This window comes from Hyphomonas sp. J20-32, assembly GCF_055808555.1.
This window is the reverse complement of record NZ_CM147873.1, coordinates 3,085,888-3,110,728: the sequence shown is the minus strand read 5'-3', so window position 1 is coordinate 3,110,728 and position 24,841 is coordinate 3,085,888. Positions and strand designations below refer to the sequence as shown.

Here is a 24,841-nt window from a genome sequence, read left to right as displayed (position 1 = left end):
GGTCAGGCGTTGTTGGCGACGAGGCGCAGTTTCGGGCCTTCGATCTGTGTGTCCGGCGGTACAAGCATGGAGATGCGGTGGCGCCAGATCGGGCGGCCCTTGAGCATGGGTTCGCCGCCAAGCGTCTGGTAGAGGCCGAGCAGGCGGGGCGTATCAGTCTGGCCGCCTGGCCGCACCAGCGGCATCAGGGTGATTTCGACTTCCACGCGCTGGCCGGTGAGCGTTTCGCCGCGACCGCGGACCACGCCCGGCGCGCCGTCATAGCGAATGGCTTCCATGAAATGGGTCATCATGTACCGGTCAGGGCCGCTCCAGAGTTCCAGGAAGTCATGATTGGTCAAGTCGCGGCCCAGCAGGCCGGAGAGGCCCTGTCCGGCGGTGCGGAATCGCCAGCCATCATCCTTGCCGTGCTGGACGACAAACAATTGCGTGATCAGGTCTGGGTGTTCGGCCACGCGCGGGTCATCGACCGCATTGGAATCCGGCCCCCGGCTCATCCTGCGCCATGCGTCGATCAGGATCCGGGTGTTCGGGTGTATTGACCGGTCTTGCATGACAGGCTGTCTCCATATTGATTTGGCCCGCAGCGGGCCGTCCTGAACAGGCAATCGCAATATCCATTCCAGAAGCAGGATCATGTGTCTGGGGAAAAGCAGACGGTGAACGCGCGAAATTCGCCTCAAAGGGAATGCGCTGGGCACACGCGTCGCGCGCCGGCAGCCCAGATGTGCCAGATCGTACCAAGTCGAAACAACCGGAGATATCGGGGGAGGCAAGCGTGCTGCGCCTGGGCGATAATTTTGCGGTGGAGGTCTTGCGCAGAAAAACGGCTCCGTTAGTCCTGCGCGCACCGTTACCTATCCGCTGCCGCGAATCTCGTGGCGTCCTCTCAAACTTGACTACAAAATCCCAGGGAGAATACCGAGTGTCCAAGACACCTTCACGCGCCGCTGCGCGTTCGAATCTAAAGACAGCCCTGTGCTTCAGCGTCGGCTTCGCCGCCATTGCAAGCGCCGCCACGCCAGCCATTGCACAGGAAGCAGACGACGAATCACCACGGACGCTGCAGACGGTCACGATCACCGCGACCAAGCGGGAGCAAACGCTCCAGGACGTTCCGGTCGCCGTTTCGGTTGTTGACGAAAGCGTCATCGCCAAAGCCCAAATTCTCGATCTCAACGACCTCCAGTCGGTCGTGCCATCGCTCAGCGTCGGCCAGCTCCAGTCGTCGGCCAACACGAATTTCGTCATCCGTGGCTTCGGCAACGGTGCCAACAATGCCGGTATCGAGCCCTCGGTCGGTGTGTTCATCGATGGCGTGTACCGTTCGCGGTCGGCGTCCCAGATTTCCGACCTGCCGAACATCGAGCGCGTTGAAGTGCTGCGCGGTCCCCAGTCGACGCTGTTCGGCAAGAACGCGTCTGCGGGTGTCATTTCGGTGGTGACTAAGAAGCCGTCTTTTGAGCTCGGCGGCAATGTCGAAGGCACTGTCAGCAATTTCAACGGATACCGCGCCAAGGGCTATGTCACCGGTCCGATCAGCGACACGCTCGCGTTCAGCCTCGGCGGCAGCTACAATACACGTGACGGCTATGTCGACGACATCGGTACCGGCCAGGACACCAACGAGCGCAACCGTTTCGGTCTTCGCGGCGAACTCTTGTTCGAACCGAACGAAAACACATCGTTCCGCCTGATCGGCGACTATGACACGATTGATGAACTTTGCTGTGCAGCCGTCAACGTCGTGAACGGCCCGACCGGTCCGATCATCAACGCCCTTGGTGGCGAACTCGTGCCAGAAGATCCGTTCTCTTATAACGTGGCCTACAATTTCGGGTCGGAGAACAAGATCGATAATGGCGGCCTGTCGCTGCAGGGCGATTTCGACCTGGGCAACATGACACTGACCTCGATCACGGCCTACCGGGAATCAGACCTGGAGCAGAATGCAAACTCCGACTTCACGTCTGCCGACCTGATCGGGCGCAATTATAACAAGACCAATATCGAGACCTTCACGCAGGAAGTTCGCCTGACATCCGGCGGCGACGGCCCGATCGACTGGATGGTCGGCGGGTTCTATTTCGATGAAACGGTCGCCATCGATAATGAGTTCTTCTATGGCGCCGACTTCCGCGGCTATGCTGACGTCCTGTCGGGTGGCGGACTGGCAGCCGTCGAGGGGGCTCTCAGCCTGCCGGTCGGGCTTGTCTTTGCCCAGGAAGGCCAGGGGCTGGTCGAGGAGTTCGGGCAGGACAACACGGCCTGGTCCCTCTTTGGCACGATCGACTGGCACGTGACGGACCGGTTCACGGCCACGCTCGGCCTCAACTATACTGAAGACGAAAAAGACGCTTATGGCAGCATCGTAAACACGGATGCGTTCTCGAGCCTGGACCTGGTCGCGATCGGTTTCGCGCAAGCCTTGGCTGGTTATAGCGTCGATGCGACCGATCCGGCGCAGGTTGCCGCCTTTGCCGGTGCCAATCCTCTCGCATTTGCAGCCATCCAGGCAGCTGTGCAGGATCCGGCAACGAACCCGCTGCTCGGCCTCCAGCCGCTTCAGTTCCTGCCGCCCTTCCTCGCGTTCCCCAACGCTGTTGAAGACGGTCACTCCAATGACGATGACCTGACCTACACGTTCCGTCTTGCCTATGACGCAACCGACAACCTGAACGTCTATGCCTCGTATGGCACGGGCTTCAAGGCGACATCATGGAACCTGTCACGTGACAGCCGCCCGTTCGCGAGCGACTTCACGCCGGGCTCGTCTGTGACCAGCCCTGGTTCATCGCCGATCCGCGACGCGGGCCTGGCCGTACCGAACCTGACGACGGGTACCCGCTTTGCCGGGCCGGAAGAAGCCAAGGTGATCGAAGTGGGTGCGAAGTTTGCCTATGACTCGTTTGCGGTGAACGTGGCCTATTTCGACCAGGTCATCTCTGGCTTCCAGTCGAACGTGTTTACCGGAACCGGCTTCGCGCTGGCCAATGCGGGCAAGCAATCGACCAAGGGGCTCGAACTTGATGCATCATGGAATGTGACCGACAACCTGTTGCTGACTTTTGCCGGCACCTTCCAGGACCCGGTCTATGATGACTTCAGGAACTCCGCGAGCGGCGACATCACCGGCCAGGCCCCAGAAGGCATCCCGGAAACGTCGACCTCGACGTCGGCGACTTACACGTTCGACATCAACACGCTCGAGGCTTTTGTTCGCACCGACTGGCAGTATGAGAGCCCATCGGTCTATTTCGACGACCCGGCCGATCAGGCGCTGATCGGCGAGATGCGCGAAGTCAGCACATGGAACGCTTCGGCAGGTTTCACGACCGAAAGCGGTCTTGGCGTGTCGGTCTGGGGACGCAACATCTTTGATGACGAGTACATCACGGTGGCGTTCCCGTCCGTGGCGCAGGCCGGCTCGCTGAGCGGGTACCCGAACCAGCCGGCAACCTACGGCATCACGGTCCGCAAGTCGTTCTAGGCCCAGCCGCGACCAGATTGAAGAAAGCCCCGTCGTTCGCGGCGGGGCTTTTTTATGTCTGGCGGCCGAAAGCCGGCCTGCAGCACAGGCGCGGCCTGCCATTGTGCGCAGGCGTGTCTATATAGAGGGAAGTGTGATTCCCCTCAGGAGGCTGCATGGCCCGAAATCCCGGACGTTCGCCCATCATCAATGCACCGCCCGTGGTGACGGCGCTGGCGCTGATCCTGCTGGTGGCCCACGGCGGAAGGATATTGCTCAGCGACGGACTGCAGGACACGCTGCTGTGGAACGTGGCGCTCATTCCGGAACGGTTCTGGGGATGGCTCGGCGCCAGCCTGCCGCCAGGTGCCGCCGAGCCTTATTCCAATATTGTCTCGGCCATCGCGCCGTTCTTCACGATTGGCTTCGTTCATAGCGACTGGGTCCATGTCGGCCTCAACACGGCCATGCTGCTTGGCGTCGGCAAGCCGGTGTACGAGTTTCTCGAGCGGACCCGTGCGCGCGGACGCAACTGGAGCGGCGAACTGTTCCTCTTCCTGTTCTTCATGAGCCTGGCGGGCGGGTCGCTTGCGCACCTTGCCGCGAACTATCCGGTCGGGCAGCCGGCGATCGGGGCGTCCGGCGGCGTGTCGGGCCTGATCGCGGCTGTCCTGATGGCCCAGCAGGGCACAGAGCCGCGCCTTGTCTCCCGGCCCTTCATCGCGGGATCATTCGTCTTCCTTGTTGCAAACCTGGTCCTGGCCTTCATCGGACCGGCCATGCTGGGCGCGGGAATCGCCTGGCAGGCCCATGTCGGCGGATACATTGCCGGCGCCCTCGTGTTCCGTTTCCTCATGTGGCGCCGGGAGGGCGTCGAGGCCTGATTTGCGTTCCTGATCGATTCGGCACGCCGGATATGGTATCGTCGCGAAACAAAGAAATCGGAATCACCGATTGAGGCTTGGAGGATGATGCATGACGATTGACCAGATTCTGAACGACAAGGGGCGCGAAGTGATCTCCGTGGCTGCGGACGATACATTGGGCGCCGCCGCCAAGGTGCTGGATTTGCGCCGAATCGGGGCGGTTGTTGCGCTGGATTCCGGCGAGTCGATTGTCGGCGTCCTCTCCGAGCGCGATATCGTGCGCCAGGTGGCCCGCCACGGCCACGCGGCGCTGGAGATGAATGTCGGCGACGCGATGACCCGCGACGTGGTCACGGTGCCGTCCACGATGCGGATCGATCACGCCATGCAGCTGATGACCGACCGGCGGATTCGCCATTTGCCGGTCCTTCGCAACGAAAAGCTGATCGGATTTGTCTCGATCGGCGACCTGGTGAAATGGAAGATTGCCGAGACAGAGGCCGAAGCAGAGGCGATGAAGTCTTATCTTTCCGCGCAATACTAGGCTGATTGCAACAAAAGTGACATTTTCTGCCAAAACCCTGTTTTAAGGGGTTGCGGCTTCGGCATCAGGGGGGTATTCCCCGGCCTCCGCTGCAGAGACCTAACGGTTTCCAAAGCGGGCCCCGCAGACGGGCTGCTTATTAGGTGAAATAGTTCTTGATATTTCACCCGAACAGCGGCTATATATGCGGTTCTTCGAAATGCCTGATTTTGCAGGCCGTCACAACGGTCGACAATTTCATTTGTGCCAAAATCCAGTCGGAAACGTGGTCAAACACGCAGACTGCAGAAAGCGCAAAAAAGGGTGTTGACGGGGAGTTGGGTGGCCCATATAAGCCGCCTCTTCCGGAAGGGGCGGCGCCCCGGATGGCCTACCGGAACTTCGGTTCCAGCTGTTTGACATTGTAAGAGATTAGGAAGAGAAACGCAGGCGGCGTGACGGCTTGCGGACACGGATTTCGGTCCATGTCCAGACGATCACGACGGATGCGTTTCTTAAGAGAAAATTCTTTTTTCCATCGATCAGGTTTCGGCCTGGTCTTTGTGACAAAGGGTTTCTCGTCAAGAACGCAATACTTGATGCTTAACAGCAAAAGTAACCGTCCTTATTCCAAAGGACGGATCGTCAGATCAACACTCAACTTGAGAGTTTGATTCTGGCTCAGAACGAACGCTGGCGGCAGGCTTAACACATGCAAGTCGAACGATATAGTGGCAGACGGGTGAGTAACGCGTGGGAACGTACCTTTCACTACGGAATAGCTCTTGGAAACGAGTGGTAATACCGTATACGCCCTCCGGGGGAAAGATTTATCGGTGAAAGATCGGCCCGCGTTAGATTAGCTAGTTGGTAGGGTAATGGCCTACCAAGGCGACGATCTATAGCTGGTCTGAGAGGATGATCAGCCACACTGGGACTGAGACACGGCCCAGACTCCTACGGGAGGCAGCAGTGGGGAATCTTGCACAATGGGCGAAAGCCTGATGCAGCCATGCCGCGTGAATGATGAAGGCCTTAGGGTTGTAAAATTCTTTCGCTAGGGATGATAATGACAGTACCTAGTAAAGAAGCCCCGGCTAACTTCGTGCCAGCAGCCGCGGTAATACGAAGGGGGCTAGCGTTGTTCGGAATTACTGGGCGTAAAGCGCACGTAGGCGGACTTTTAAGTCAGATGTGAAATCCCAGGGCTCAACTCTGGAACTGCATTTGAAACTGGAAGTCTAGAGACCAGGAGAGGTTAGCGGAATACCGAGTGTAGAGGTGAAATTCGTAGATATTCGGTGGAACACCAGTGGCGAAGGCGGCTAACTGGACTGGTACTGACGCTGAGGTGCGAAAGTGTGGGGAGCAAACAGGATTAGATACCCTGGTAGTCCACACCGTAAACGATGAGAGCTAGTTGTTGGCAGGCATGCCTGTCAGTGACGCAGCTAACGCATTAAGCTCTCCGCCTGGGGAGTACGGCCGCAAGGTTAAAACTCAAAGAAATTGACGGGGGCCCGCACAAGCGGTGGAGCATGTGGTTTAATTCGAAGCAACGCGCAGAACCTTACCTACCCTTGACATACCGATCGCGGTTTCCAGAGATGGATTCCTTCAGTTAGGCTGGATCGGATACAGGTGCTGCATGGCTGTCGTCAGCTCGTGTCGTGAGATGTTGGGTTAAGTCCCGCAACGAGCGCAACCCTCATCCTTAGTTGCCATCACGTTTGGGTGGGCACTCTAAGGAAACTGCCGGTGGCAAGCCGGAGGAAGGTGGGGATGACGTCAAGTCCTCATGGCCCTTACGGGTAGGGCTACACACGTGCTACAATGGCAGTGACAATGGGATAATCCCCAAAAACTGTCTCAGTTCGGATTGTCGTCTGCAACTCGACGGCATGAAGGTGGAATCGCTAGTAATCGTGGATCAGCATGCCACGGTGAATACGTTCCCGGGCCTTGTACACACCGCCCGTCACATCATGGGAATTGGTTCTACCCGAAGATCGTGTGCTAACTTCGGAGGCAGCGAGCCACGGTAGGATCAGTGACTGGGATGAAGTCGTAACAAGGTAGCCGTAGGGGAACCTGCGGCTGGATCACCTCCTTTCTAAGGATGCTTCGGATTGTCTGGCTTGCCAGGCTCTGGAGTTCCAAAGAACATTCGCCCCCTTGAGGGGCAAACACATAGCGGCTTTCACGCCGTCTTCGTTTCTCTTCCTTCGTTCGTACTTCGGGTTGCTTTGCGGCAGCCTGAAAAGTAAGCGAGCCCCGCGGGCGCTTGTTATCGCCTGTCTTCGACTTTGACCGTGTGGCTCTATCGAGTTGCTGGTCAGGGGCCGGTAGCTCAGGTGGTTAGAGCGCACGCCTGATAAGCGTGAGGTCGGAAGTTCAACTCTTCCTCGGCCCACCATCGAAGCCTGTTCCGGCAGGTTATGGGAGCGCGCTTGCGGATGCCCGGTTTGGGGCCTTAGCTCAGCTGGGAGAGCGCCTGATTTGCATTCAGGAGGTCAGCGGTTCGATCCCGCTAGGCTCCACCATCCGCTATTCGACACGAACGAAAGAAGTTTACCGTTTCCGGGCCTTTTGGGCTCCGGGATATTTGTCATCGTAAGGGAAAGATTGATCCGGCCGGCCGCCATGCCTCGTGCATGCGCGTCACCAGCTTCAGCCGAATAACCTGCCTCGCAGCAATGTGGGAACCAGGTCAAAGGGTCAGTCTGCAAGAAACCAACATGTCTGATCGAGATCCATGTTTGTGGCGAGCGCGTATGCGTTTTCCACTGCACATGGGTTTCAAAAACGATCAAGCGTCAAAAGGGCATCCGGGGGATGTCTTGGCGGTAAGAGGCGATGAAAGACGTGGCACTCTGCGATAAGCACCGGGGAGGCGAGAGCACCCTTTGATCCGGTGATTTCTGAATGGGGAAACCCATCTCCGAGATGTTGGATAATTCGAGCGCTTCGGCGCTCGACCTGTCTAACATTTCACTAGTGAGATATTTTAACCTGAATACATAGGGTTAAAAAGCAAACCCAGGGAATTGAAACATCTAAGTACCTGGAGGAAAGGACATCAATTGAGACTCCGTTAGTAGTGGCGAGCGAACGCGGACCAGGCCTGGTCTGAAACAAGGCGAAGCATCTGGGAAGGTGCGCCATAGTGGGTGATAGCCCCGTAGCCGTAAAATGAAGACCTTTTAGAGTAGGGCGGGACACGTGAAATCCTGTCTGAACATGGGGGGACCACCCTCCAAGCCTAAGTACTCCTTACCGACCGATAGTGAACAAGTACCGTGAGGGAATGATGAAAAGCACCCCGATGAGGGGAGTGAAACAGATCCTGAAACCGGATGCCTACAAGCTGATGGAGCCCTTAGGGGTGACATCGTACCTTTTGTATAATGGGTCAGCGACTTAGTGTTGCGTGCAAGCTTAAGCCGTTAGGTGTAGGCACAGCGAAAGCGAGTCTTAATAGGGCGAATGAGTACGTAGCATTAGACCCGAAGGCAAGTGATCTAGGTATGGGCAGGCTGAAGGTGCAGTAACATGCACTGGAGGGCCGAACCGTTGAGCGTTGAAAAGCTCTCGGATGACCTGTGCCTAGGGGTGAAAGGCCAATCAAACTTGCTGATAGCTGGTTCTCCGCGAAATCTATTTAGGTAGAGCGTCACGATGAGACTCTGGGGGGTAGAGCACTGAATGGGCTAGGGGTTCTCACCGAATTACCAAACCTTCTCAAACTCCGAATACCCAGAAGTTATGCGTGGCAGACACACGGCGGGTGCTAACGTCCGTCGTGAAAAGGGAAACAACCCAGACCGCCGATTAAGGCCCCCAAGTTATAGCTAAGTGCGAAACGATGTGGAGGTGCTGAGACAATCAGGAGGTTGGCTTAGAAGCAGCCATCCTTTAAAGAAAGCGTAACAGCTCACTGATCAAGCGCCTCTGCGCGGAAAATGTATCGGGACTAAAGTTATACGCCGAAATCGCGGGCTCAGTAATGAGCGGTAGCGGAGCGTTCCGTAAGCCTGTGAAGGTGAACCGTGAGGTTTGCTGGAGGTATCGGAAGTGAGAATGCTGACATGAGTAGCGACAAAGAGGGTGAGAGACCCTCTCGCCGAAAGACCAAGGGTTCCTGCGTAAAGTTAATCTGCGCAGGGTTAGCCGGCCCCTAAGGCAAGGCCGAAAGGCGTAGTCGATGGGAACCACGTTAATATTCGTGGGCCAAGGGATGAGTGACGGATTTCGAAAGTTGTATCCTCTTATTGGATTGAGGGTGCAGCCTGGAAGTCCCAGGAAATAGCCTCCCTATTAGACCGTACCCGAAACCGACACAGGTGGTCAGGTAGAGCATACCAAGGCGCTTGAGAGAACTATGTTGAAGGAACTCGGCAAATTACCTCCGTAACTTCGGGAGAAGGAGGCCTCACATTGGGCAACCAGTGCTGAGGGGCACAAAACTGGGGGTTGCGACTGTTTATCAAAAACACAGGGCTCTGCGAAGCCGCAAGGCGACGTATAGGGTCTGACGCCTGCCCGGTGCCGGAAGGTTAAAAGGAGAAGTGCAAGCTTTGAATTGAAGCCCCGGTGAACGGCGGCCGTAACTATAACGGTCCTAAGGTAGCGAAATTCCTTGTCGGGTAAGTTCCGACCTGCACGAATGGCGTAACGACTTCCCCACTGTCTCCAACATAGACTCAGCGAAATTGAATTCCCCGTGAAGATGCGGGGTACCCGCGGTCAGACGGAAAGACCCCGTGAACCTTTACTACAGCTTCACAGTGGCATTAAAGAATATATGTGTAGGATAGGTGGGAGGCTTTGAAGCATCAGCGCCAGCTGGTGTGGAGCCAACCTTGAAATACCACCCTTGTCTTCTTTGATGTCTAACCGCGGCCCCTTATCGGGGTCCGGGACCCTGTGTGGCGGGTAGTTTGACTGGGGCGGTCGCCTCCCAAAGTGTAACGGAGGCGCGCAATGGTAGGCTCAGAGCGGTCGGACATCGCTCGTTGAGTGCAATGGCATAAGCCTGCCTGACTGTGAGATCGACGGATCGAGCAGAGTCGAAAGACGGTCATAGTGATCCGGTGGTCCCGAGTGGAAGGGCCATCGCTCAACGGATAAAAGGTACTCCGGGGATAACAGGCTGATGATGCCCAAGAGTCCATATCGACGGCATCGTTTGGCACCTCGATGTCGGCTCATCACATCCTGGGGCTGGAGCAGGTCCCAAGGGTTCGGCTGTTCGCCGATTAAAGTGGTACGTGAGCTGGGTTCAGAACGTCGCGAGACAGTTTGGTCCCTATCTGCCGTGGGTGTTGGAGACTTGAGAGGATTTGTCCCTAGTACGAGAGGACCGGGATGAACACACCTCTGGTGGACCTGTTGTGGCGCCAGCCGCATTGCAGGGTAGCTATGTGTGGACTAGATAACCGCTGAAAGCATCTAAGCGGGAAACTAACCTCAAAACTAGGTCTCCCTGAGAGCCGTGCAAGACCAGCACGTCGATAGGCTGGGTGTGGAAGTGCAGCAATGCATGAAGCTAACCAGTACTAATTGCTCGATAGGCTTGATCGTGAAACTCGTGTGTAGTTGAAAGCGCATCGCTTTCGCTCATACGTGGGCCTCGAAAAGACATTTTGGTTTCATATTGCATTATACCTTGCTGATTTCCGCCGACCCGGTGGTTATGGCAGGGGGTCCCCACCCGATCCCATCTCGAACTCGGTCGTTAAGCCCCCTTGCGCTGATGGTACTTCGTCTTAAGGCGTGGGAGAGTAAGTCGCTGCCGGGTCCGCAGAAATCAGTAAGTATAATGCCTCTTGCAGACACATATCTTTCCTTTACTTCGAATGGTCGTTGCATGACGGCCTGCCGTGGCGGACCTTGGTTCTACACGGAACTTGTCCGGCCTCAGCCTGGAACGGCGGGCCGGATTTGCATTTCAGGGCCCGGTCTCTTAAATGCTTGTACAATTGACGCGGGATGGAGCAGTCCGGTAGCTCGTCAGGCTCATAACCTGAAGGTCACAGGTTCAAATCCTGTTCCCGCACCCAAATAAGCCCCTGATTTCTTAGCGGAAATCGGGGGCTTTTCCCGTTTTGGCGGATGAATGGTTTCAGTCGTCTGCGCCGGCTCGTTCGCCTGCGGCAGGCGGGTAGCGTACGGCGCCGCGCAGGAACACCTCGACGACCATGTCGACCGACGCCTCGATCTCATCTGGGCTGGGGCGAAGGCTGTCATCCATCAGGGCACGGTTCACCAGGCCGGCGCGTGCCATTTCCAGGAACAGTGTGGCAGCCCCATAAGGGTCTTCGAGGCGGATCTCTCCGGCGTCGACACGATCGATCAGGTAGTCGGCGAGCGCCCGGCGCAGGCGGTCTGGACCGCGGCGCACGAATTCACGCGGAATCTCCGGGAATTTCCGGGCAAGCCCGAGTATCAGCCGGTACATTTCAAGCAATTCTGGCTCCAGCAACTTGCTGGTGAATTGCTGGCCGATCCGGCGCAGGCCTTCCTCGACCGGCGCATGGGCTGACAGTTCGACCCCCATGCTGGCCGTGATCAGGCGAATACGCTCGTCGAGCATTGCCAGGAACAGGCCCTGCTTGTCGCCGAATTGTGAATACAGGGTCGACAACGACCCGCCGGCCCGCAGGACGATGTCCGACATGCTGGCCGCCTCATAACCCTGCTCAAGGAACACCTCGCGCGCTGCCGCAATGAACGCCGCCCGCCGTTTGTCGCCCCGGCTGACCGGTTCGACGGTGTGCGCTTCTGTCGTGTGGGCCGTGTCCATGTCCGTCGGGGTCCTGTCTGTGCCTGTCGTCCAGTGTTGCCACTTGAAACCGTAATTGACATTACACATTTTGTGAGTGTAATCAATATTACACTCGCTGTGGCTCCGTCTCGGCAATTCAGTTGATGAGGTATTCAGATGGCGCTCAAGCCATTTCCATCCGTTCCAAAAGTCGTTGAGCCGGTGAAGGAGGCCGTTGAGGCCGATGTTCAGGCAACGCCCAGTGATCCTGTTGCCGCACCCGCCCAGCCGCCCGTCGATTACCGTCGCTATGGCGTCTATGCGGCGATTGCGCTGGTCGCGATCCTGGCTGTCTGGAAGGGGATCGGCTGGTGGACAACAGGCCGTTTCGAGGTGACCACGGACAATGCCTATATCCGGGCTGACATCACCACGGTTGCCTCCAAGATCCAGGGCTATGTCGATACCGTCGCGGTCAGGGACAATCAGGCTGTGAAGGCGGGTGATCTCCTCGTGGTGCTTGAAGGCGCCGATTATGCGGCGCGCCTGGCCGAAGCCGAAGCCGCCCTGTCGCAGGCCGAGGCCCAGGCCGCGCAGGCGCGCGCCGAAGTTGCCTCCAGGCGCTCGCTCGAAGCCTCTGCACTGGCGCAGATTTCTGCCCAGAAGGACATGCTCGCCGAGTCCCGCGCCGGCGCTGTGTCTTCGAAGGCCAATGCCAAGCTCGCAACCGACGATCTCACGCGCTATACCGAGCTTGCGGGCAAGGGGCACTATCCTGCCGCGCGCCTGGAGACGGCCCAGGCCGAATCTGACGCCGCAGGGGCCGAAGCCAGCCGCGCCGACGCGGCGGTCACGACCCAGAAAAGCCAGTTGCATGTTGCCGAGGCCGGCCTCGCCCGGGCCCGCCAGGACATTATCGCGGCTGAAGCCGCTGTCGCAGGCGCAAACGCGCAGGTTGACGCTGCCAGAGCCCGCGTGACGGCGGCCCGGCTGGACGCAGGCCGCGCCGAAATTCGCGCGCCGGTATCCGGTGTCGTGGCCAACCGGGTTGTCTCTGAAGGCCAGTTGCTCAGCCCCGGCCAGCAGGCGCTGTCCATCGTGCCGGTCGACCAGGCGTATGTCATCGCGAATTTCAAGGAAACACAGGTAGAGAAGATGCGCCCCGGCCAGAAGGTCGAGCTGCATGTTGATGCCTATCCCGATCTCAAGGTCGAAGGCATTGTGGACTCCCTGGCGCCGGCGTCCGGGGCACAATTCAGCCTGATCCCCCAGGATACGGCGACGGGCAATTTCACCAAGATTGTGCAACGCGTCCCCGTGCGCGTGGCCATCTCGAAGGACGCGCTCGACACCGGCCTGATGCGTCCGGGCTTGTCGGTCGAGGCCGTCGTCAACGTCAAACCGGCAAAGTCGTGAGATGAGCAGTTCGGCCCCGACGGGGACGGGCGACGCCACGGCTCCGGCCGATGGCGACAAGATTCCGTGGACACTGCATGTCGGCTTTTTCGCCATGGTCATCGGCATGTTCATGTCGATCCTCGACGTGCAGATCGTGGCAAGCTCCATCCGGCAGATCCAGGCGGGCGTCTCGGCCAGCAGCGAGGAAATCGCCTGGGTGCAGACAGGCTACCTGATCGCCGAAGTCGTCGGCATTCCACTCTCGGGATTTCTCAACCGTGTGTTCGGCCTGCGCCGCCTGTTCATGATGTCGGCAGCGGCGTTCACGGTCTCCAGCGTGCTTTGCGCCATATCCTGGGACCTGGATTCCCTCGTCTTCTTCCGGTGTATCCAGGGCTTTGTCGGCGCCGCCATGGTGCCGACGACAATGGCGGCCGCCTTCACATTGTTCCCCGGCGGACGGTCCATGACGCAGCAGGTGATGATCGGCATGGTCGCCACGCTCGCACCGTCGATCGGGCCGACGCTGGGCGGCTGGATTACCGGGCATATGAGCTGGCACTGGCTGTTCCTGCTCAATGTCATTCCCGGCATTGCGGCAGTCGTTCTCGTGTGGATGTTCGTGCCGCGGCAGAAGGGCGAGACGAACCTGCTGCGCCGCATCGACCTCATCGGGCTGGCGAGCATGGCGGTGATGCTGGGCGCCTTTGAATGGATCGTTGAAGAAGGCCCCGCAGAAGGCTGGGGACAGAGCGGCATGATCGTGCGTTGGACGTTCTACTGCATTGTTGCAACAGCCATTTTCTTTTATCGCGCCTTCCGGGTCGAATACCCGATTGTCGACCTGTCCGTGTTCCGCGACCGCAATTTTGCCTCCGGTGCGGTCGTCGGGATCGTTGTCGGCTTCGTCCTGTACGGGTCGGTATACGCGCTCCCGCTGTTTCTCGGTCAGGTGCGGGGCTATTCCGCGCTCCAGATCGGACAGATCATGGGCGTGTCAGGCATGGCCATGTTCTTTGGCGGGCCGATCGCCGGTGCGCTCACGCGGCGGTTCGATCCGCGCCTCATCCTCGGTGTCGGACTGGTCATGATCACGATCGGCGTCGCGGGGAATGCGCAGATGACGCAGCAATCGAGTTTCAACGAACTGTTCTGGCCGCAGGCCATCCGCGGCGTCGGCCTGATCGTGGCCATGGTGCCGACCACAAACCTGGCGCTCGGCACGCTGCCGCCAGAGCGGGTGGCAAATGCATCGGGCCTGTTCACTGTCTGCCGTAACCTCGGCGGTGCGGTCGGTATTGCGTTCCTGAACACGCTGATGCTGCACTATAATGCCTTCCACCAACAGGAACTGTCTGCCGGCATGAGCATGGCGCGTCCGGAAGTGCAGCAATGGCTCAGCCAGGCGGCGGCGCGCCTTCAGGCAACAGGTGTGGCCGATCCCCAGGGTGCGGCGATGATGGAACTCGGCCACCGCGTCCAGATGGAAGCGCTCGTGATGACCTACAACAACCTGTTTATGGCGATGGCCATGGCATCTGCCGCAGCGTTCCTCATTGTCTTTGTCTTGCGCAAACCCAATCCGGATGGCGGGCCCGTCGCGGCGCACTGAGCGCCGGGCGCGCCCCGGCGTCGCACGACATATCCCTCTGACTAGGGAGTTCCGCGTATTTCCAGCCCCTGTGGGAACGTCAGTATGGGACACAGCGCCCTTCCGACCATCGTCAGGACGCCCATACAGAGGAGCTCAGAATGAACACCAAGACAGCCACCAGCGCGGCGCTCAAGACCGAGATCGCCGAAGATGTCGACGCGCTGAAACGCGACATTTCGGTTCTGCGCGACGATTTGCGCGAAGCCCTGAAAGACATGCGCAGCCTCGCCGCCGTGCGCGCCCAGGCCGGCCTTGAAAAAGGCGTGGAGCTGGCCAGGAAAGCCGGTGACGAGGTCGACGAAGCCAAGACGGCCGTCGAAACGCGCATCCGCGAAAACCCGTTGACGGCCATCGGCATTGCCTTCGGTGCCGGCCTGATGCTGGCATTGTTGCGCCGGAACTAGGTCTCCATGGACACGACGAAACTGCGTCTCTTCGCGGCCGTCGCCGGGATCGTGTTCGGTCTTGGCGGCGTGTTCGCACTGGCCGTGGCGCTGACACTGGCGCTGGCCACGGTGATGGGCCTCGTCGGGGCCTGCTTCACGGTGGCGGCGCTGATGCTGTCGGCCGCCTGCGCCTGCCTCTATATGTTCCTCCAGCCGGCGCGCTCGTCTGCCGATGAGCTGGACGACATTGAAGACGCGACAGCCGACGCGCTGGCAGACCTGCCTTTCGACGCGCTGAAATCCATCGTCGAGAAGCGGCCGTTGACCGTCACGGCGCTGGCCCTTCTGGCAGGGTATTCGGTCGCGAAAGATCCTGCAGGCGTGGCGCGCCAGGCGCAGCGTTTCATGGTAGGCTTGCTCTGACCGGGCCTGAACACACGGTCGGACCCGCCCGCCACGCCGACAGGAGATTCATGCGCTCTGTTTTCCTGATTGTCTCCGCGCTGACAGCGGGCGTTGCTCTCGGACGAAAGTTCCTGTCGGGCGAAGTGACCAGTCGCAAGAACAAGGCGATCGAGGCGGCCGCCCAGGAGGCGCGTATCCGGCTCCGGCGCGAGGCCCATAAATTCCTCAAGAGCAGTTTTCGCCACTATGCCATCGCAACCGGCGTGAAGGCGGCGATCCTCGTCACGCTCTGGATCGTCTGGCGTGCGCACGGCCTCAGCGACAAGGCCATTTCCATATCCGTCGGCACCGCGCTGGTCGCCTTCCTGGCCCGCGACGCCTGGGTGATCTATCCGCCCGCCCGCTATGTCATCAGCGCGCTGGTGCGAAACGGCTGGCACCCGCTGCGCGCCTTGCGCGAAACGGTTGCCGCGCTTGTGTTCGAGCAGGTGCTGGCAGAGGCCCAGGCGCAGCCCCAGCCGCGTTCGCACAAGCTGCTCATTTCCCTCGCCGGCCATGATCGCGAGACCCTGCACAAGGAAGTTGCCGAAGCGGTAGCCGACATTGCCCGCCAGACCTCGTGGGACGACCTCAAGCCCTACATATTCAGCGCCGTCGCCAAGACCGTGTCGATCATGGCCATCTACGCAATCATGGTCGCCGTGCTCATCTCCCGGCTGCCCTGAGCGGAGACTGGAGCGGGTGAAGGGAATCGAACCCTCGTATTCAGCTTGGGAAGCTGCTGCTCTACCATTGAGCTACACCCGCATGCGCGGTGCTATCTGAGCCTGAAATACAGGTAGCGCAAGGCCCATTGCCATTGGCGCTGGCAGTTTCGGGCCGTCCGGCGTAGAAGGCCCGGCATGAACGGATTTTTACTCGTAGCAGCAGGCGGCGCACTCGGCGCCATGCTCCGGCACAGCGTCGGATATGCCGCCGTGCGCCTGCCTCTGGGCGGCGCGGCGGGTGCGACCCTGATGGTCAATATTGTCGGCAGCGCCCTGATGGGCGTGCTCATGGCCTGGCTGATGCACCGGCAGGGCCCGTCGCAGGGCGCCTGGCTGATGTTTCTCGGCACGGGCCTGCTCGGCGGCTTCACCACATTCTCCGCTTTTTCGCGCGAAATCGTCATCATGATGGAATCCGGCGCCTACATGCGGGCGCTCAGCTATGCGCTCGTCTCTGTCATCGTGTCGGTCCTTGCGCTGATGGCGGCGCTCTACATTACACGGAAGGTGCTCGCATGAGCGGCCAGATCATCACCGAAACCGTCTCGGACAAGGAAGAAGGCACACGCCTCGACCGCTGGATCAAGCGCCGCGTGCCGGTCACGCAGGGCCAGGTCGAGAAATGGCTGCGCACGGGCCAGGTCCGCGTCGATGGCGGCCGGGCCAAGGCCAACATGCGCCTGTCGGCCGGCATGGCCGTGCGCCTGCCCATCCTCGACGGCGAGGCCCCGCGCCAGCGCGATCCCGCCGCCAATGCCTCGGCCAAGGATCGCGAGTTCCTGAAAGAGCTGATCCTCTACGAAGATGATGAGATGATTGCCTTCAACAAGCCCGCCGGCCTCGCCGTGCAGGGCGGGTCGGGGCAGGGGCGCCATATCGACGGCATGCTGCCGGCCCTGTCGGAAGGCGAACACCGCCCGGTCCTCGTTCACCGTCTCGACAAGGATACGTCCGGCGTCCTGCTCGTCGCGAAATATCCGGCTGCCGCTGCGCGCCTCGGCGAACTGTTCCGGGGCCGCGAGATGGACAAGGTCTACTGGGCCGTCACCGTGGGCGTGCCCAACCCGCCCTTCGGCCAGATCCGCTGCTGGATGGTCAAGGGCGTGCCGGACGACCGCGAGGAAAGCGGCTGGCGTCCGGTCAACCCGAATGTCAAACGCCGCGATGCCGACCGTGAGCGGATGATCCGCAGCTCGCAGGGCGTCGAAGGCGCCAAGCATGCGATCACCGACTATGCCGTCATCTCCACTGCCGGACAGAAAGCCGCCTGGGTCGCCCTCAAGCCGCTGACAGGCCGCATGCACCAGCTGCGTTTCCACATGCTGGAAATGGACACGTCGATCCTTGGCGACTTCAAGTACAAGAACCGCCGCGAAGTGCCCAACGGCCTTGCCGCCGGCCTGCACCTGCATGCCCGTGCGCTGATCATCCCGCGCGAACACGGCAAGCCGATCAGCATTGTCGCGCCGCTGTCGCCGCACATGAAAGAGACGTTCGAAACCCTCGGCTTCCTCGAGCAGGAAGCGGGCAAGAATCCGCTGGCGCCTTTCGTCTGATGCTGAAGCTTGCCATCTGGGACATGGACGGCACGATTGTCGACAGCCGTGACGTCATCCTCACGGCGATGACCCGTGCCTTTGAGACGTGCCATCTCGCCCCGCCCTCGCATGAAGAAACCCGGAAGATTGTCGGCCTCAGCCTGCATGAAGGCTGCCGCATCCTCGCGCCGAAAGACATCACCAACGCCAAACTGGACGATCTCGTCGCGGCCTATCGCGACGCCTTCATCCTGCGCCGCACGGAGCCGGGCTTCGTCGAGCCGCTGTATGACGGCGCGATGGAGACGCTGCAGCAGCTGCGCGACGACAACTGGCTGATCGCCATGGCCACCGGCAAGTCGCACCGCGGCATCCGCGCCATTTTCGAGATGCACCCGCTCGAGCCCTTCTTTGACACGATCTGGTGTGCCGATGACGGCCCCGGCAAGCCGCACCCCTTCATGGTCGAACAGGCCATGGCCGCGCTGGGAGCAGAGGCCCATCAGAGCCTGATGATCGGCGACGCCATCCACGACATCAACATGGGCAACGCCGCCGGCGTGCGCACGCTCGGCGTCAGTTGGGGGTTTGGCACGGCGGATGAGCTGGAAGAGGTGGGTGCCCACGAAGTGCACCATACCTATGAGACTTTGCAGGAAAGCCTGTTGCGTTTCGGGCGCCAGCGCGCGTAAAGCCTGCGGCATGACGAGTTCCGACAAACCCAAACGCTTCTACAAGCAGGCCGCCATCGAAGTCATCGAGGGCGGCTGGACCGTGGCCCTTGACGACCGAACCATCAAGACACCGGCCCGCGCCGCGCTCGCGCTGCCCAGCGAACGCCTCGCACAGGCGATTGCTGCCGAGTGGAATGCCCAGGAAGACCATATCGACCTTCTGGCCATGCCGCTCACCCGCCTCGCCAATGTCGCCATCGACCGAACCGAAGAGGCCCGTGACGACATGGCCGACGAACTCGCCCGCTATTGCGAGACCGACCTGATCTGCCACATCGCCGAAACGCCGGATGAACTGGCAGAGAGCGAAGAGGCCCATTGGGCGCCGGTGCGCGACTGGGCCGGCGAAAATCTCGGCGTCAACCTCGTGCCGGTCATCGGCATCGTCGCCTCGCCCCAGCCGGATGCCTCGCTGGATGCCGCCCGCGACCACGCGCTCGGCCTCGATGCCTTCCGCCTGACCGGCCTGCTCTATGGTGCCGGCCTGTTCGGGTCAGCGCTCCTCGCGCTGGCCGTGGAACAGGAAGCGATGAGCGCCGAGGATGCCTACGAAGTCTCGCGCATCGACGAAGCCTGGCAGGCCGATCAATGGGGCGAAGACGAGGAAGCCAAAGCCGCCACCGAGAACAAACGGCGCGAAGCCAAGGCTCTCGGCGTCTGGTTCCGCGCGCTGGCGTAACATCATTCAACAACAATTAGCAATAATTGACAAAATATACCTTTGTGAGATATTTCGTAACCAAGAGACAGGGGGGCTTGGGATGAGATTTCTGGCAATTGCACTTGCGCTTTGCTTCTTGACGAACTGCTCAGCAGGAAATTTGGCAGCCATTCACAAAAAATCTTCGTTCTCGAATGACCGACGGGGCGGTCCTGTTGGTGTGTTTGTGGACGCGGAACAACGAGCCGTTTTATCCAACAATCGACCTGCACAATTTGGTTGGGTCGAAGCGCCTGACGGAGAACTCGAGTGGGCACAATTGCAAAAAAATCGCTTGGTAGTGTGTGCGGAGCCCTCGCCGGATGCATTGTCAGCCATAGCTGCGCAGGCAGGATTGAGTGTTTCCGATGTTTCGCGCGCCATCTCGGCTCAAGGTGGATTATCTGAAACCGCCGCAAGCATGGGTCTCAGAACCCAAACCATCCAAACCCTTCGAGACGGATTCTATCGCGTGTGCGAAGCATACATGAATGGTCTATCTGACGCACAGTACTCGATGATGCTTCGGCGATTCCAGACGAACATGATTGCATTGTTAGCAATAGAACAACTGACTGGCGCAGTAAAAGGATCTGATGCGTTGGTTGCCGCTTCAAGCGGCTCGGCGATTAATTTCAAGCAGGTTTACCTTGAGCGGGCCAATCTTGCTTCTGTTCAGATGTCTCGCTTGGAAACGAAAATCGATGAAATAGACAAGCAAGCGGCGGCGGCTGTGCAGACCAATATTGATTGCGAAGAAAATACGGGCACAGAGAATGAAAGCTCGGGCTGTAGCGCGCGCGAAGTGCAAGCACGGCGAGAGAGAATAGTAGAGCTTGAAGCAGAAAAATCGATGCTCGAAACTCGAAGGGATATAGCTGAGGCGTCCAAGGCTACAAACGAAAAGCTAGCCGAAAGTGCGCCTTCAAGCTCCGATGCTCAAGCAAGTGGCGCATTGCTGGCGAGCCCGCTCTATTCAACGCCAACAAAAGCTGTTGCTGAAGCGGTCGAAGAAATCTCACTGGCTATTATTAGACAGGATTATGGCACACAACTATGCTTAGAGTACTTGAGGGAAGGTATTGCCCAAGATTCTGGTCTTGAAGATGCGTGCGAGAAAGTCTTGGAAGCTTATGCGGCAGCCAAAGCGAACCAAGCTGAGGCGCTCGCCCAAAGAGCAGCAATCATGAATCGTATCTTGGATGTGATTGCTGAGGATCAAATTTTTGCCGAATCGGAGGTGCCCATAATCAGCGCGCTCCTGGGAATTGAAATAAGTTCTACGCCATCGGTCGGGTTTCAACCTGATGTCATTCAGATGCTGACGAATCGAGGAGAGATCGATACGGACGCCCTAGACGAATTTCTCTCAGAGTATCCTTCGTAGTCAACAATCGTTCGCTGAACGCTACATGACAAGGGCTTCAGCCCCGGTTCCCGGCCTGCGTGTTTTCCTGCACGCATGATGAAGCGTATCATGACCTACCGAGTGGCTGCCGCAGCGTTTGCTGTGCCGGCGCTCTTCGCCGCCCCAGCCGCCGCAGACCCGGTTCGCGGGGCGATCGTGCAACTCGAGCACAAACTTGGCGCCGACACGTCAGTCACGGTCCAGCTGGCCCACAATGACCGGTATGGCCGCGACTATCGCTACAAGCGCAATCATCGTGACAATCGCAGCTATCGCGGCGGCTACCACCTCAACAAATGGGGCCAGACCGAATGGGAAGCCCGCCGCCTGCGCTGGGACGCTGTCCAGTCCTGCCGCCGCGCGGTTGCCCACAATGCCTACCGAATCGGCTATCGCGACGTGGATTTTGACGATGACCGCCGTGTTCGCCAGATCGGCCCTTATGATTTCCGGGTGCGCCTTGACGATGTCGAGTTCGAAAGGCGCCGTCGCGAGCGGGAAAGCGACGTCACCTGCATCATTCGCCGCGGACATGTCGTCGATATCGAAGGCATTCCGCCTCCTGGCCATCGGTCCTATCACCGCCGCGGCGGGCATCGCGGCTACTGATGCGGCATCCAGGGCAAGGGCCCCGGTCCCTGGATCGGGGTCTTTTCCGGCTGTTCCCCGGTATGCGCTGACGCGCCGTCACTCCTTGCCGCACTTGCCATTGCGGCTGCGCTGTTTATCAGTCTGCGCAACGGATTTATGGCAGGGAGAGGCCCCTCATGCAGGATGTAATCGAAGCTCTGGAAGCACGCCGCGAAGCAGCCCGTCAGGGCGGCGGTGCCGCACGGATCGAGCGGCAGCACGAAAAGGGCAAACTGTCCGCCCGTGAACGCGTGGCTGTCCTACTCGACGAGAACAGTTTCGAAGAATTCGACATGTTCGTGGAACATCGTTGCGCCGATTTCGGCATGCAGGAGCAGAAAATTCCCGGTGACGGCGTTGTCACGGGCCAGGGTACCATCAATGGCCGCCTCGTTTACGTCTTCTCCAAGGACTTTACCGTCTTCGGCGGCAGCCTCAGCCGCGCCCATGCCGACAAGATCGTCAAGGTCCAGAAAATGGCCGTGCAGAACGGCGCGCCGGTGGTCGGCATCTTCGATGCGGGCGGCGCGCGCATCCAGGAGGGCGTTGATTCGCTCGCCGGCTATGCCGACATCTTCATGGAAAATGTCCTGTCTTCCGGCGTGATCCCGCAAATTTCCGTCATCATGGGCCCGTGCGCGGGCGGCGACGTCTATTCGCCGGCGCTGACAGACTTCATCTTCATGGTGAAGGACACGTCCTACATGTACGTCACCGGGCCGGACGTGGTGAAAACCGTCACGAACGAGGAAGTCACCCACGAGACCCTCGGCGGCGCCTCCGTGCATGCGGCGAAATCCGGCGTTGTCGACGGCGCGTTCGAGAACGATATCGAGGCGCTGACGCAAATGCGCCGCCTGATCGACTTCCTGCCCGGATCGAACCGCGAGGACGCGCCCACGCGCCCGGTCCACGATGTCATCGAGCGCACCGAGAACAGCCTCGACACGCTGATCCCGCCAAACCCGAACACGCCCTATGACATGAAGGAGCTGATCACCAAGGTGGCCGACGAAGGCGACTTCTTCGAGATCAGCCCGAATTTCGGTGCCAACATCATCTGCGGCTTCGGCCGGATCGAGGGCGCCACGGTCGGTTTCGTTGCCAACCAGCCGATGACGCTGGCCGGCGTGCTCGACATCGATGCCTCCCGCAAGGCGGCCCGCTTCGTGCGTTTCTGCGACTGTTTCAACATTCCCGTTGTCACCTTCGTCGACGTGCCGGGCTTCATGCCGGGCACCAAGCAGGAATATGGCGGCCTCATCAAGCATGGCGCCAAGCTCCTCTTCGCCTATGCCGAAGCCACCGTTCCAAAGGTCACCGTCATTACACGGAAGGCTTATGGCGGCGCCTATGACGTGATGAGCTCAAAGCACCTGCGCGGCGACGTCAACTATGCCTGGCCGACGGCCGAGATCGCCGTGATGGGCGCCAAGGGCGCCGTCGAAATCATCTACCGCAAGGAAATGGGCAACCCGGAGAAGATCGCCGAGCTGACGAAGGAATACGAAGACAATTTCGCGAATCCCTATGTCGCGGCGCGCAAGGGCTATATCGACGACATCATCATGCCCCACTCCACCCGCCGCCGCATCGGCAAGGCCCTCCGCACCCTGCGCACCAAGCAGCTCGAAAACCCCTGGAAAAAGCACGATAATATTCCCTTGTAGGGGAACGCGCAGGTTTTCTTAGCCTGCGACGCGCCATGCTACGCTGTCAGGGTGCTTCGGGGTATTCATCGACCTGCAATTGTTGAGCAACGATATTTTCAGCAACGAAGTATTCTAGTTCAGCTCGTATACGCTCAGCCCTTGCCAAAATTTCGTCGGTCCAGTCAGAGGTGTCGAGATATACGAAGTCTTCTGAGCTGCCATCGTTTCCGGCCGCATCTAGTCCAATTCCGATTACCAATCTGGATTCAGGTCGTGCTGCTTTGGCGGCATGACATCTCAGTTGAAGCTCTTGAGACCTTTCCTCTCGGTACGCCGCATATTCAGCACGAGGTGCGCCTTGGCCAATAAGCAGAACGTATAGAACCCCTTGTTGTTCAGATTCGAGCAAACTGGCGATTCGTTGATTTCGAGCGCGTTCTGCTCTCTCCTGTATGGCCTCAGATAAAATGCGCCGCCGAAATCGACTTTCGGCGGCCATGATTCGAACGAGTTTTTCGTACTCGTTCATTTCGACTTCATTCCCAAACTGAAGGTTTTCCTCCAGATACTCATTGATCACTCGCTCAAGCAAAATGTCCCAAACACGATATTGCTGATTGAGTGCACGACCTGCTTGGAAATTGGCATCTGCTTCGATGGTATCCCATAGTTTTCTTTCGAGCACATACTCTTCGCATTCCTCCGGAAAGGTTCGATTGTTCCAGAGATAGTAAGCCAATATGTCGAGTTCTGACTCAGCTCCTTTAAACTGGTTACCAGCTACTAGCTCGCGTTTCGAATTCAGGTATTCGACAAAGTCACTAATTGTATCCAGTTCGCGGGTTAGGTGCCTTATCGCAAATGCGTCCAATACGTGTAGCGTTCCGTGAGCACGAGTGACTGTCCCAATTCGTAGAGGTGCTTCGGCGTCCGTGACTGTAAGATCTATGCCCAAGCACGGTTGACCGGTAACAGCTTCGCAATGAGCCGCAGCGCCTGTCGCGACGCAAATTAGGTGAACGTTCAATGTGTCAGGGTGAGGCAAAGAAACTGGCACGCGCTGAGTAGCTTTAGCATCCAAGAATACTTTGTCTGGCGATCTCTCGATCCAACGTTTTGCTTGTGCGGCTTGTTGTGCGGACTTCGAGATGGCCTTTTTGTACCACCTACGCCAACTTAATTCCGCATCCTCCAAGTTGGGATATCCACAAGACTTGTCAGAAAATAGAAGAACGTTGTTCTCGAATACGATCATCAAATCGATCAATTCTTTCCCCGGTTCTTTGAACAGATTTGGATACGTCCAAAGCCTGAAAAAAGATTCATCGCAAAGCGTAGCAAGGATTCGCTCCGAATCGGTCAGTCCCTCTGATCTTGGAAATCGCATCTCATTTTCCTACCAACTGAATCCGAAATTAGACATCATATTGGGTCTCGATGGCAAATGTTTGGCGTCACCGTCGATTGGCCGCGGATGGTTCTATCCACCCCCAAACCCATCCCTTCCTGCCGTCCCCACTCACCCGAAAATAAACTTATCCAACACCTCCGTCCTCTGACATATACTGCGGCGCGATGGATGCGTATTCTCTCCTCTCTCCGCCTGCGTGGCTGCCCTGGTATATGTGGCCGGTCTGGCCGCTTATCTTCTGGCGTATCCAGCGCCTGAAGGCGTGGTGGCGCGCGGCGGGCGGCAAGGGCTCTCAGATGCTGTGGGGTGTCGACCGGTGGGGTCGGGTACGTGTGATCTGCCTGTCGGATGATTTGACGGGGCGGGCGCGCGCGGCGCGGCCTGTCGCGTTCGCGCCTTCGCGGCGGCTTCTGGCGGCGCTCGGCGATACGCCCTGTCTCCCCGGGGAGACGGGGGTGGGGATGAGGGGACGCCTACGCGCCGCAGGCCCCTTGCTATCCGTGATGCAGGCCGTGTCGCCCCTCACCCCTGCCT

Annotated in this window: 18 protein-coding genes, 4 tRNA genes and 3 rRNA genes; 21 read left to right on the top strand and 4 right to left on the bottom strand. The window is 59.1% G+C overall.

The window, feature by feature from the left end; translation table 11 throughout:
- Positions 1–2 precede the first annotated feature (2 nt).
- Positions 3–554, bottom strand: coding sequence for a PAS domain-containing protein (locus AC0L7I_RS15055; RefSeq protein ID WP_473397244.1), 552 nt, complete (start codon positions 552–554; stop codon positions 3–5).
- A 371-nt stretch (positions 555–925) separates the two neighbouring features.
- Here AC0L7I_RS15055 and AC0L7I_RS15050 point away from each other — a divergent pair, with 371 nt between their 5' ends.
- The 9 genes from AC0L7I_RS15050 to AC0L7I_RS15010 all read left to right on the top strand — a co-directional run bounded on the left by AC0L7I_RS15050 (position 926) and on the right by AC0L7I_RS15010 (position 10,920).
- Complete coding sequence (locus tag AC0L7I_RS15050) at positions 926–3,490, top strand: TonB-dependent receptor (RefSeq protein ID WP_473397243.1); 2,565 nt, start codon at positions 926–928, stop codon at positions 3,488–3,490.
- 155 nt (positions 3,491–3,645) lie between these two features.
- Positions 3,646–4,353 (top strand): rhomboid family intramembrane serine protease, encoded by a 708-nt coding sequence (locus AC0L7I_RS15045; protein WP_473397242.1) that lies wholly within the window; start codon positions 3,646–3,648, stop codon positions 4,351–4,353.
- Between the two features lie 91 nt (positions 4,354–4,444).
- On the top strand, positions 4,445–4,879 hold the full coding sequence (locus AC0L7I_RS15040; protein WP_473397241.1) for a CBS domain-containing protein: 435 nt from the start codon (positions 4,445–4,447) through the stop codon (positions 4,877–4,879).
- 637 nt (positions 4,880–5,516) lie between these two features.
- Positions 5,517–6,971, top strand: a 16S ribosomal RNA gene (locus AC0L7I_RS15035).
- A gap of 226 nt (positions 6,972–7,197) precedes the next feature.
- Positions 7,198–7,274 (top strand) — tRNA-Ile (locus AC0L7I_RS15030).
- 51 nt (positions 7,275–7,325) lie between these two features.
- Positions 7,326–7,401: transfer RNA gene (locus tag AC0L7I_RS15025), tRNA-Ala, on the top strand.
- A 264-nt stretch (positions 7,402–7,665) separates the two neighbouring features.
- Positions 7,666–10,441: ribosomal RNA gene (locus AC0L7I_RS15020) — 23S ribosomal RNA — on the top strand.
- Positions 10,442–10,543: 102 nt separating this feature from the next.
- A 5S ribosomal RNA gene (gene rrf / locus AC0L7I_RS15015) occupies positions 10,544–10,658 on the top strand.
- Together the 16S, 23S and 5S rRNA genes with 3 tRNA genes alongside form the textbook arrangement of a ribosomal RNA operon.
- Positions 10,659–10,843: 185 nt before the next feature.
- Positions 10,844–10,920, top strand: a tRNA-Met gene (locus AC0L7I_RS15010).
- Positions 10,921–10,982: 62 nt separating this feature from the next.
- Here the strand turns inward: AC0L7I_RS15010 and AC0L7I_RS15005 are convergent.
- Positions 10,983–11,732, bottom strand: coding sequence for a TetR/AcrR family transcriptional regulator (locus AC0L7I_RS15005; RefSeq protein WP_473397240.1), 750 nt, complete (start codon positions 11,730–11,732; stop codon positions 10,983–10,985).
- A gap of 69 nt (positions 11,733–11,801) precedes the next feature.
- Between AC0L7I_RS15005 and AC0L7I_RS15000 the strand changes: the two genes are divergently transcribed.
- From AC0L7I_RS15000 to AC0L7I_RS14980, 5 genes are all read left to right on the top strand, one after another.
- The gene (locus AC0L7I_RS15000; RefSeq protein ID WP_473397239.1) at positions 11,802–13,040 is read left to right on the top strand and encodes an HlyD family secretion protein; all 1,239 of its coding nucleotides are present in this window, start codon (positions 11,802–11,804) and stop codon (positions 13,038–13,040) included.
- Between the two features lies 1 nt (position 13,041).
- Positions 13,042–14,634: a DHA2 family efflux MFS transporter permease subunit gene (locus AC0L7I_RS14995; RefSeq protein WP_473397238.1), complete on the top strand. Its 1,593-nt coding sequence runs from the start codon at positions 13,042–13,044 to the stop codon at positions 14,632–14,634.
- 140 nt (positions 14,635–14,774) lie between these two features.
- Entirely contained in the window at positions 14,775–15,080 is a 306-nt protein-coding gene (locus AC0L7I_RS14990; RefSeq protein ID WP_473397237.1) for a hypothetical protein, read from the top strand.
- A gap of 6 nt (positions 15,081–15,086) precedes the next feature.
- Positions 15,087–15,485 carry a hypothetical protein gene (locus AC0L7I_RS14985; protein WP_473397236.1) on the top strand — a complete coding sequence of 133 codons (399 nt, stop codon included), beginning with the start codon at positions 15,087–15,089 and terminating at the stop codon, positions 15,483–15,485.
- Positions 15,486–15,535: 50 nt separating this feature from the next.
- On the top strand, positions 15,536–16,192 hold the full coding sequence (locus tag AC0L7I_RS14980) for a hypothetical protein (protein ID WP_473397235.1): 657 nt from the start codon (positions 15,536–15,538) through the stop codon (positions 16,190–16,192).
- An 8-nt stretch (positions 16,193–16,200) separates the two neighbouring features.
- Here AC0L7I_RS14980 and AC0L7I_RS14975 read toward each other — a convergent pair.
- Positions 16,201–16,274: transfer RNA gene (locus tag AC0L7I_RS14975), tRNA-Gly, on the bottom strand.
- Between the two features lie 95 nt (positions 16,275–16,369).
- Here AC0L7I_RS14975 and AC0L7I_RS14970 point away from each other — a divergent pair.
- From AC0L7I_RS14970 to AC0L7I_RS14940, 7 genes are all read left to right on the top strand, one after another.
- Positions 16,370–16,753, top strand: coding sequence for a fluoride efflux transporter FluC (locus AC0L7I_RS14970; protein ID WP_473397234.1), 384 nt, complete (start codon positions 16,370–16,372; stop codon positions 16,751–16,753).
- A complete protein-coding gene (locus AC0L7I_RS14965; protein ID WP_473397233.1) occupies positions 16,750–17,790 on the top strand; it encodes an RluA family pseudouridine synthase in 1,041 nt (346 codons plus the stop codon). Before AC0L7I_RS14970 ends, AC0L7I_RS14965 begins: the two co-directional genes overlap by 4 nt.
- Positions 17,790–18,464: an HAD-IA family hydrolase gene (locus tag AC0L7I_RS14960; protein WP_473397232.1), complete on the top strand. Its 675-nt coding sequence runs from the start codon at positions 17,790–17,792 to the stop codon at positions 18,462–18,464. The genes AC0L7I_RS14965 and AC0L7I_RS14960 overlap by 1 nt, the downstream gene beginning before the upstream one ends.
- A gap of 10 nt (positions 18,465–18,474) precedes the next feature.
- Positions 18,475–19,185 (top strand): ATP12 family chaperone protein, encoded by a 711-nt coding sequence (locus tag AC0L7I_RS14955; RefSeq protein ID WP_473397231.1) that lies wholly within the window; start codon positions 18,475–18,477, stop codon positions 19,183–19,185.
- An 82-nt stretch (positions 19,186–19,267) separates the two neighbouring features.
- Positions 19,268–20,593 (top strand): hypothetical protein, encoded by a 1,326-nt coding sequence (locus AC0L7I_RS14950; RefSeq protein ID WP_473397230.1) that lies wholly within the window; start codon positions 19,268–19,270, stop codon positions 20,591–20,593.
- Positions 20,594–20,668: 75 nt separating this feature from the next.
- Positions 20,669–21,223, top strand: coding sequence for a hypothetical protein (locus AC0L7I_RS14945; protein ID WP_473397229.1), 555 nt, complete (start codon positions 20,669–20,671; stop codon positions 21,221–21,223).
- A gap of 158 nt (positions 21,224–21,381) precedes the next feature.
- Positions 21,382–22,914, top strand: a complete 1,533-nt coding sequence (locus tag AC0L7I_RS14940) for an acyl-CoA carboxylase subunit beta (protein ID WP_473397228.1) — start codon at positions 21,382–21,384, stop codon at positions 22,912–22,914.
- A gap of 46 nt (positions 22,915–22,960) precedes the next feature.
- On the opposite strand, the gene AC0L7I_RS14935 is transcribed toward AC0L7I_RS14940, so the two are convergent.
- Entirely contained in the window at positions 22,961–24,283 is a 1,323-nt protein-coding gene (locus tag AC0L7I_RS14935; RefSeq protein ID WP_473397227.1) for a hypothetical protein, read from the bottom strand.
- Positions 24,284–24,841: the final 558 nt, after the last annotated feature.

Excerpts from the sequence above, each read along its gene's own strand:
- AC0L7I_RS15055 (WP_473397244.1), bottom strand. The coding sequence starts at position 554 with ATGCAAGACCGGTCAATACACCCGAACACCCGGATCCTGATCGACGCA.
- AC0L7I_RS15045 (WP_473397242.1), top strand. The coding sequence starts at position 3,646 with ATGGCCCGAAATCCCGGACGTTCGCCCATCATCAATGCACCGCCCGTG.
- AC0L7I_RS15040 (WP_473397241.1), top strand. The coding sequence starts at position 4,445 with ATGACGATTGACCAGATTCTGAACGACAAGGGGCGCGAAGTGATCTCC.
- AC0L7I_RS15005 (WP_473397240.1), bottom strand. The coding sequence starts at position 11,732 with ATGTGTAATGTCAATTACGGTTTCAAGTGGCAACACTGGACGACAGGC.
- AC0L7I_RS15000 (WP_473397239.1), top strand. The coding sequence starts at position 11,802 with ATGGCGCTCAAGCCATTTCCATCCGTTCCAAAAGTCGTTGAGCCGGTG.
- AC0L7I_RS14995 (WP_473397238.1), top strand. The coding sequence starts at position 13,042 with ATGAGCAGTTCGGCCCCGACGGGGACGGGCGACGCCACGGCTCCGGCC.
- AC0L7I_RS14990 (WP_473397237.1), top strand. The coding sequence starts at position 14,775 with ATGAACACCAAGACAGCCACCAGCGCGGCGCTCAAGACCGAGATCGCC.
- AC0L7I_RS14985 (WP_473397236.1), top strand. The coding sequence starts at position 15,087 with ATGGACACGACGAAACTGCGTCTCTTCGCGGCCGTCGCCGGGATCGTG.
- AC0L7I_RS14980 (WP_473397235.1), top strand. The coding sequence starts at position 15,536 with ATGCGCTCTGTTTTCCTGATTGTCTCCGCGCTGACAGCGGGCGTTGCT.
- AC0L7I_RS14970 (WP_473397234.1), top strand. The coding sequence starts at position 16,370 with ATGAACGGATTTTTACTCGTAGCAGCAGGCGGCGCACTCGGCGCCATG.
- AC0L7I_RS14965 (WP_473397233.1), top strand. The coding sequence starts at position 16,750 with ATGAGCGGCCAGATCATCACCGAAACCGTCTCGGACAAGGAAGAAGGC.
- AC0L7I_RS14960 (WP_473397232.1), top strand. The coding sequence starts at position 17,790 with ATGCTGAAGCTTGCCATCTGGGACATGGACGGCACGATTGTCGACAGC.
- AC0L7I_RS14955 (WP_473397231.1), top strand. The coding sequence starts at position 18,475 with ATGACGAGTTCCGACAAACCCAAACGCTTCTACAAGCAGGCCGCCATC.
- AC0L7I_RS14950 (WP_473397230.1), top strand. The coding sequence starts at position 19,268 with ATGAGATTTCTGGCAATTGCACTTGCGCTTTGCTTCTTGACGAACTGC.
- AC0L7I_RS14945 (WP_473397229.1), top strand. The coding sequence starts at position 20,669 with ATGATGAAGCGTATCATGACCTACCGAGTGGCTGCCGCAGCGTTTGCT.
- AC0L7I_RS14940 (WP_473397228.1), top strand. The coding sequence starts at position 21,382 with ATGCAGGATGTAATCGAAGCTCTGGAAGCACGCCGCGAAGCAGCCCGT.
- AC0L7I_RS14935 (WP_473397227.1), bottom strand. The coding sequence starts at position 24,283 with ATGCGATTTCCAAGATCAGAGGGACTGACCGATTCGGAGCGAATCCTT.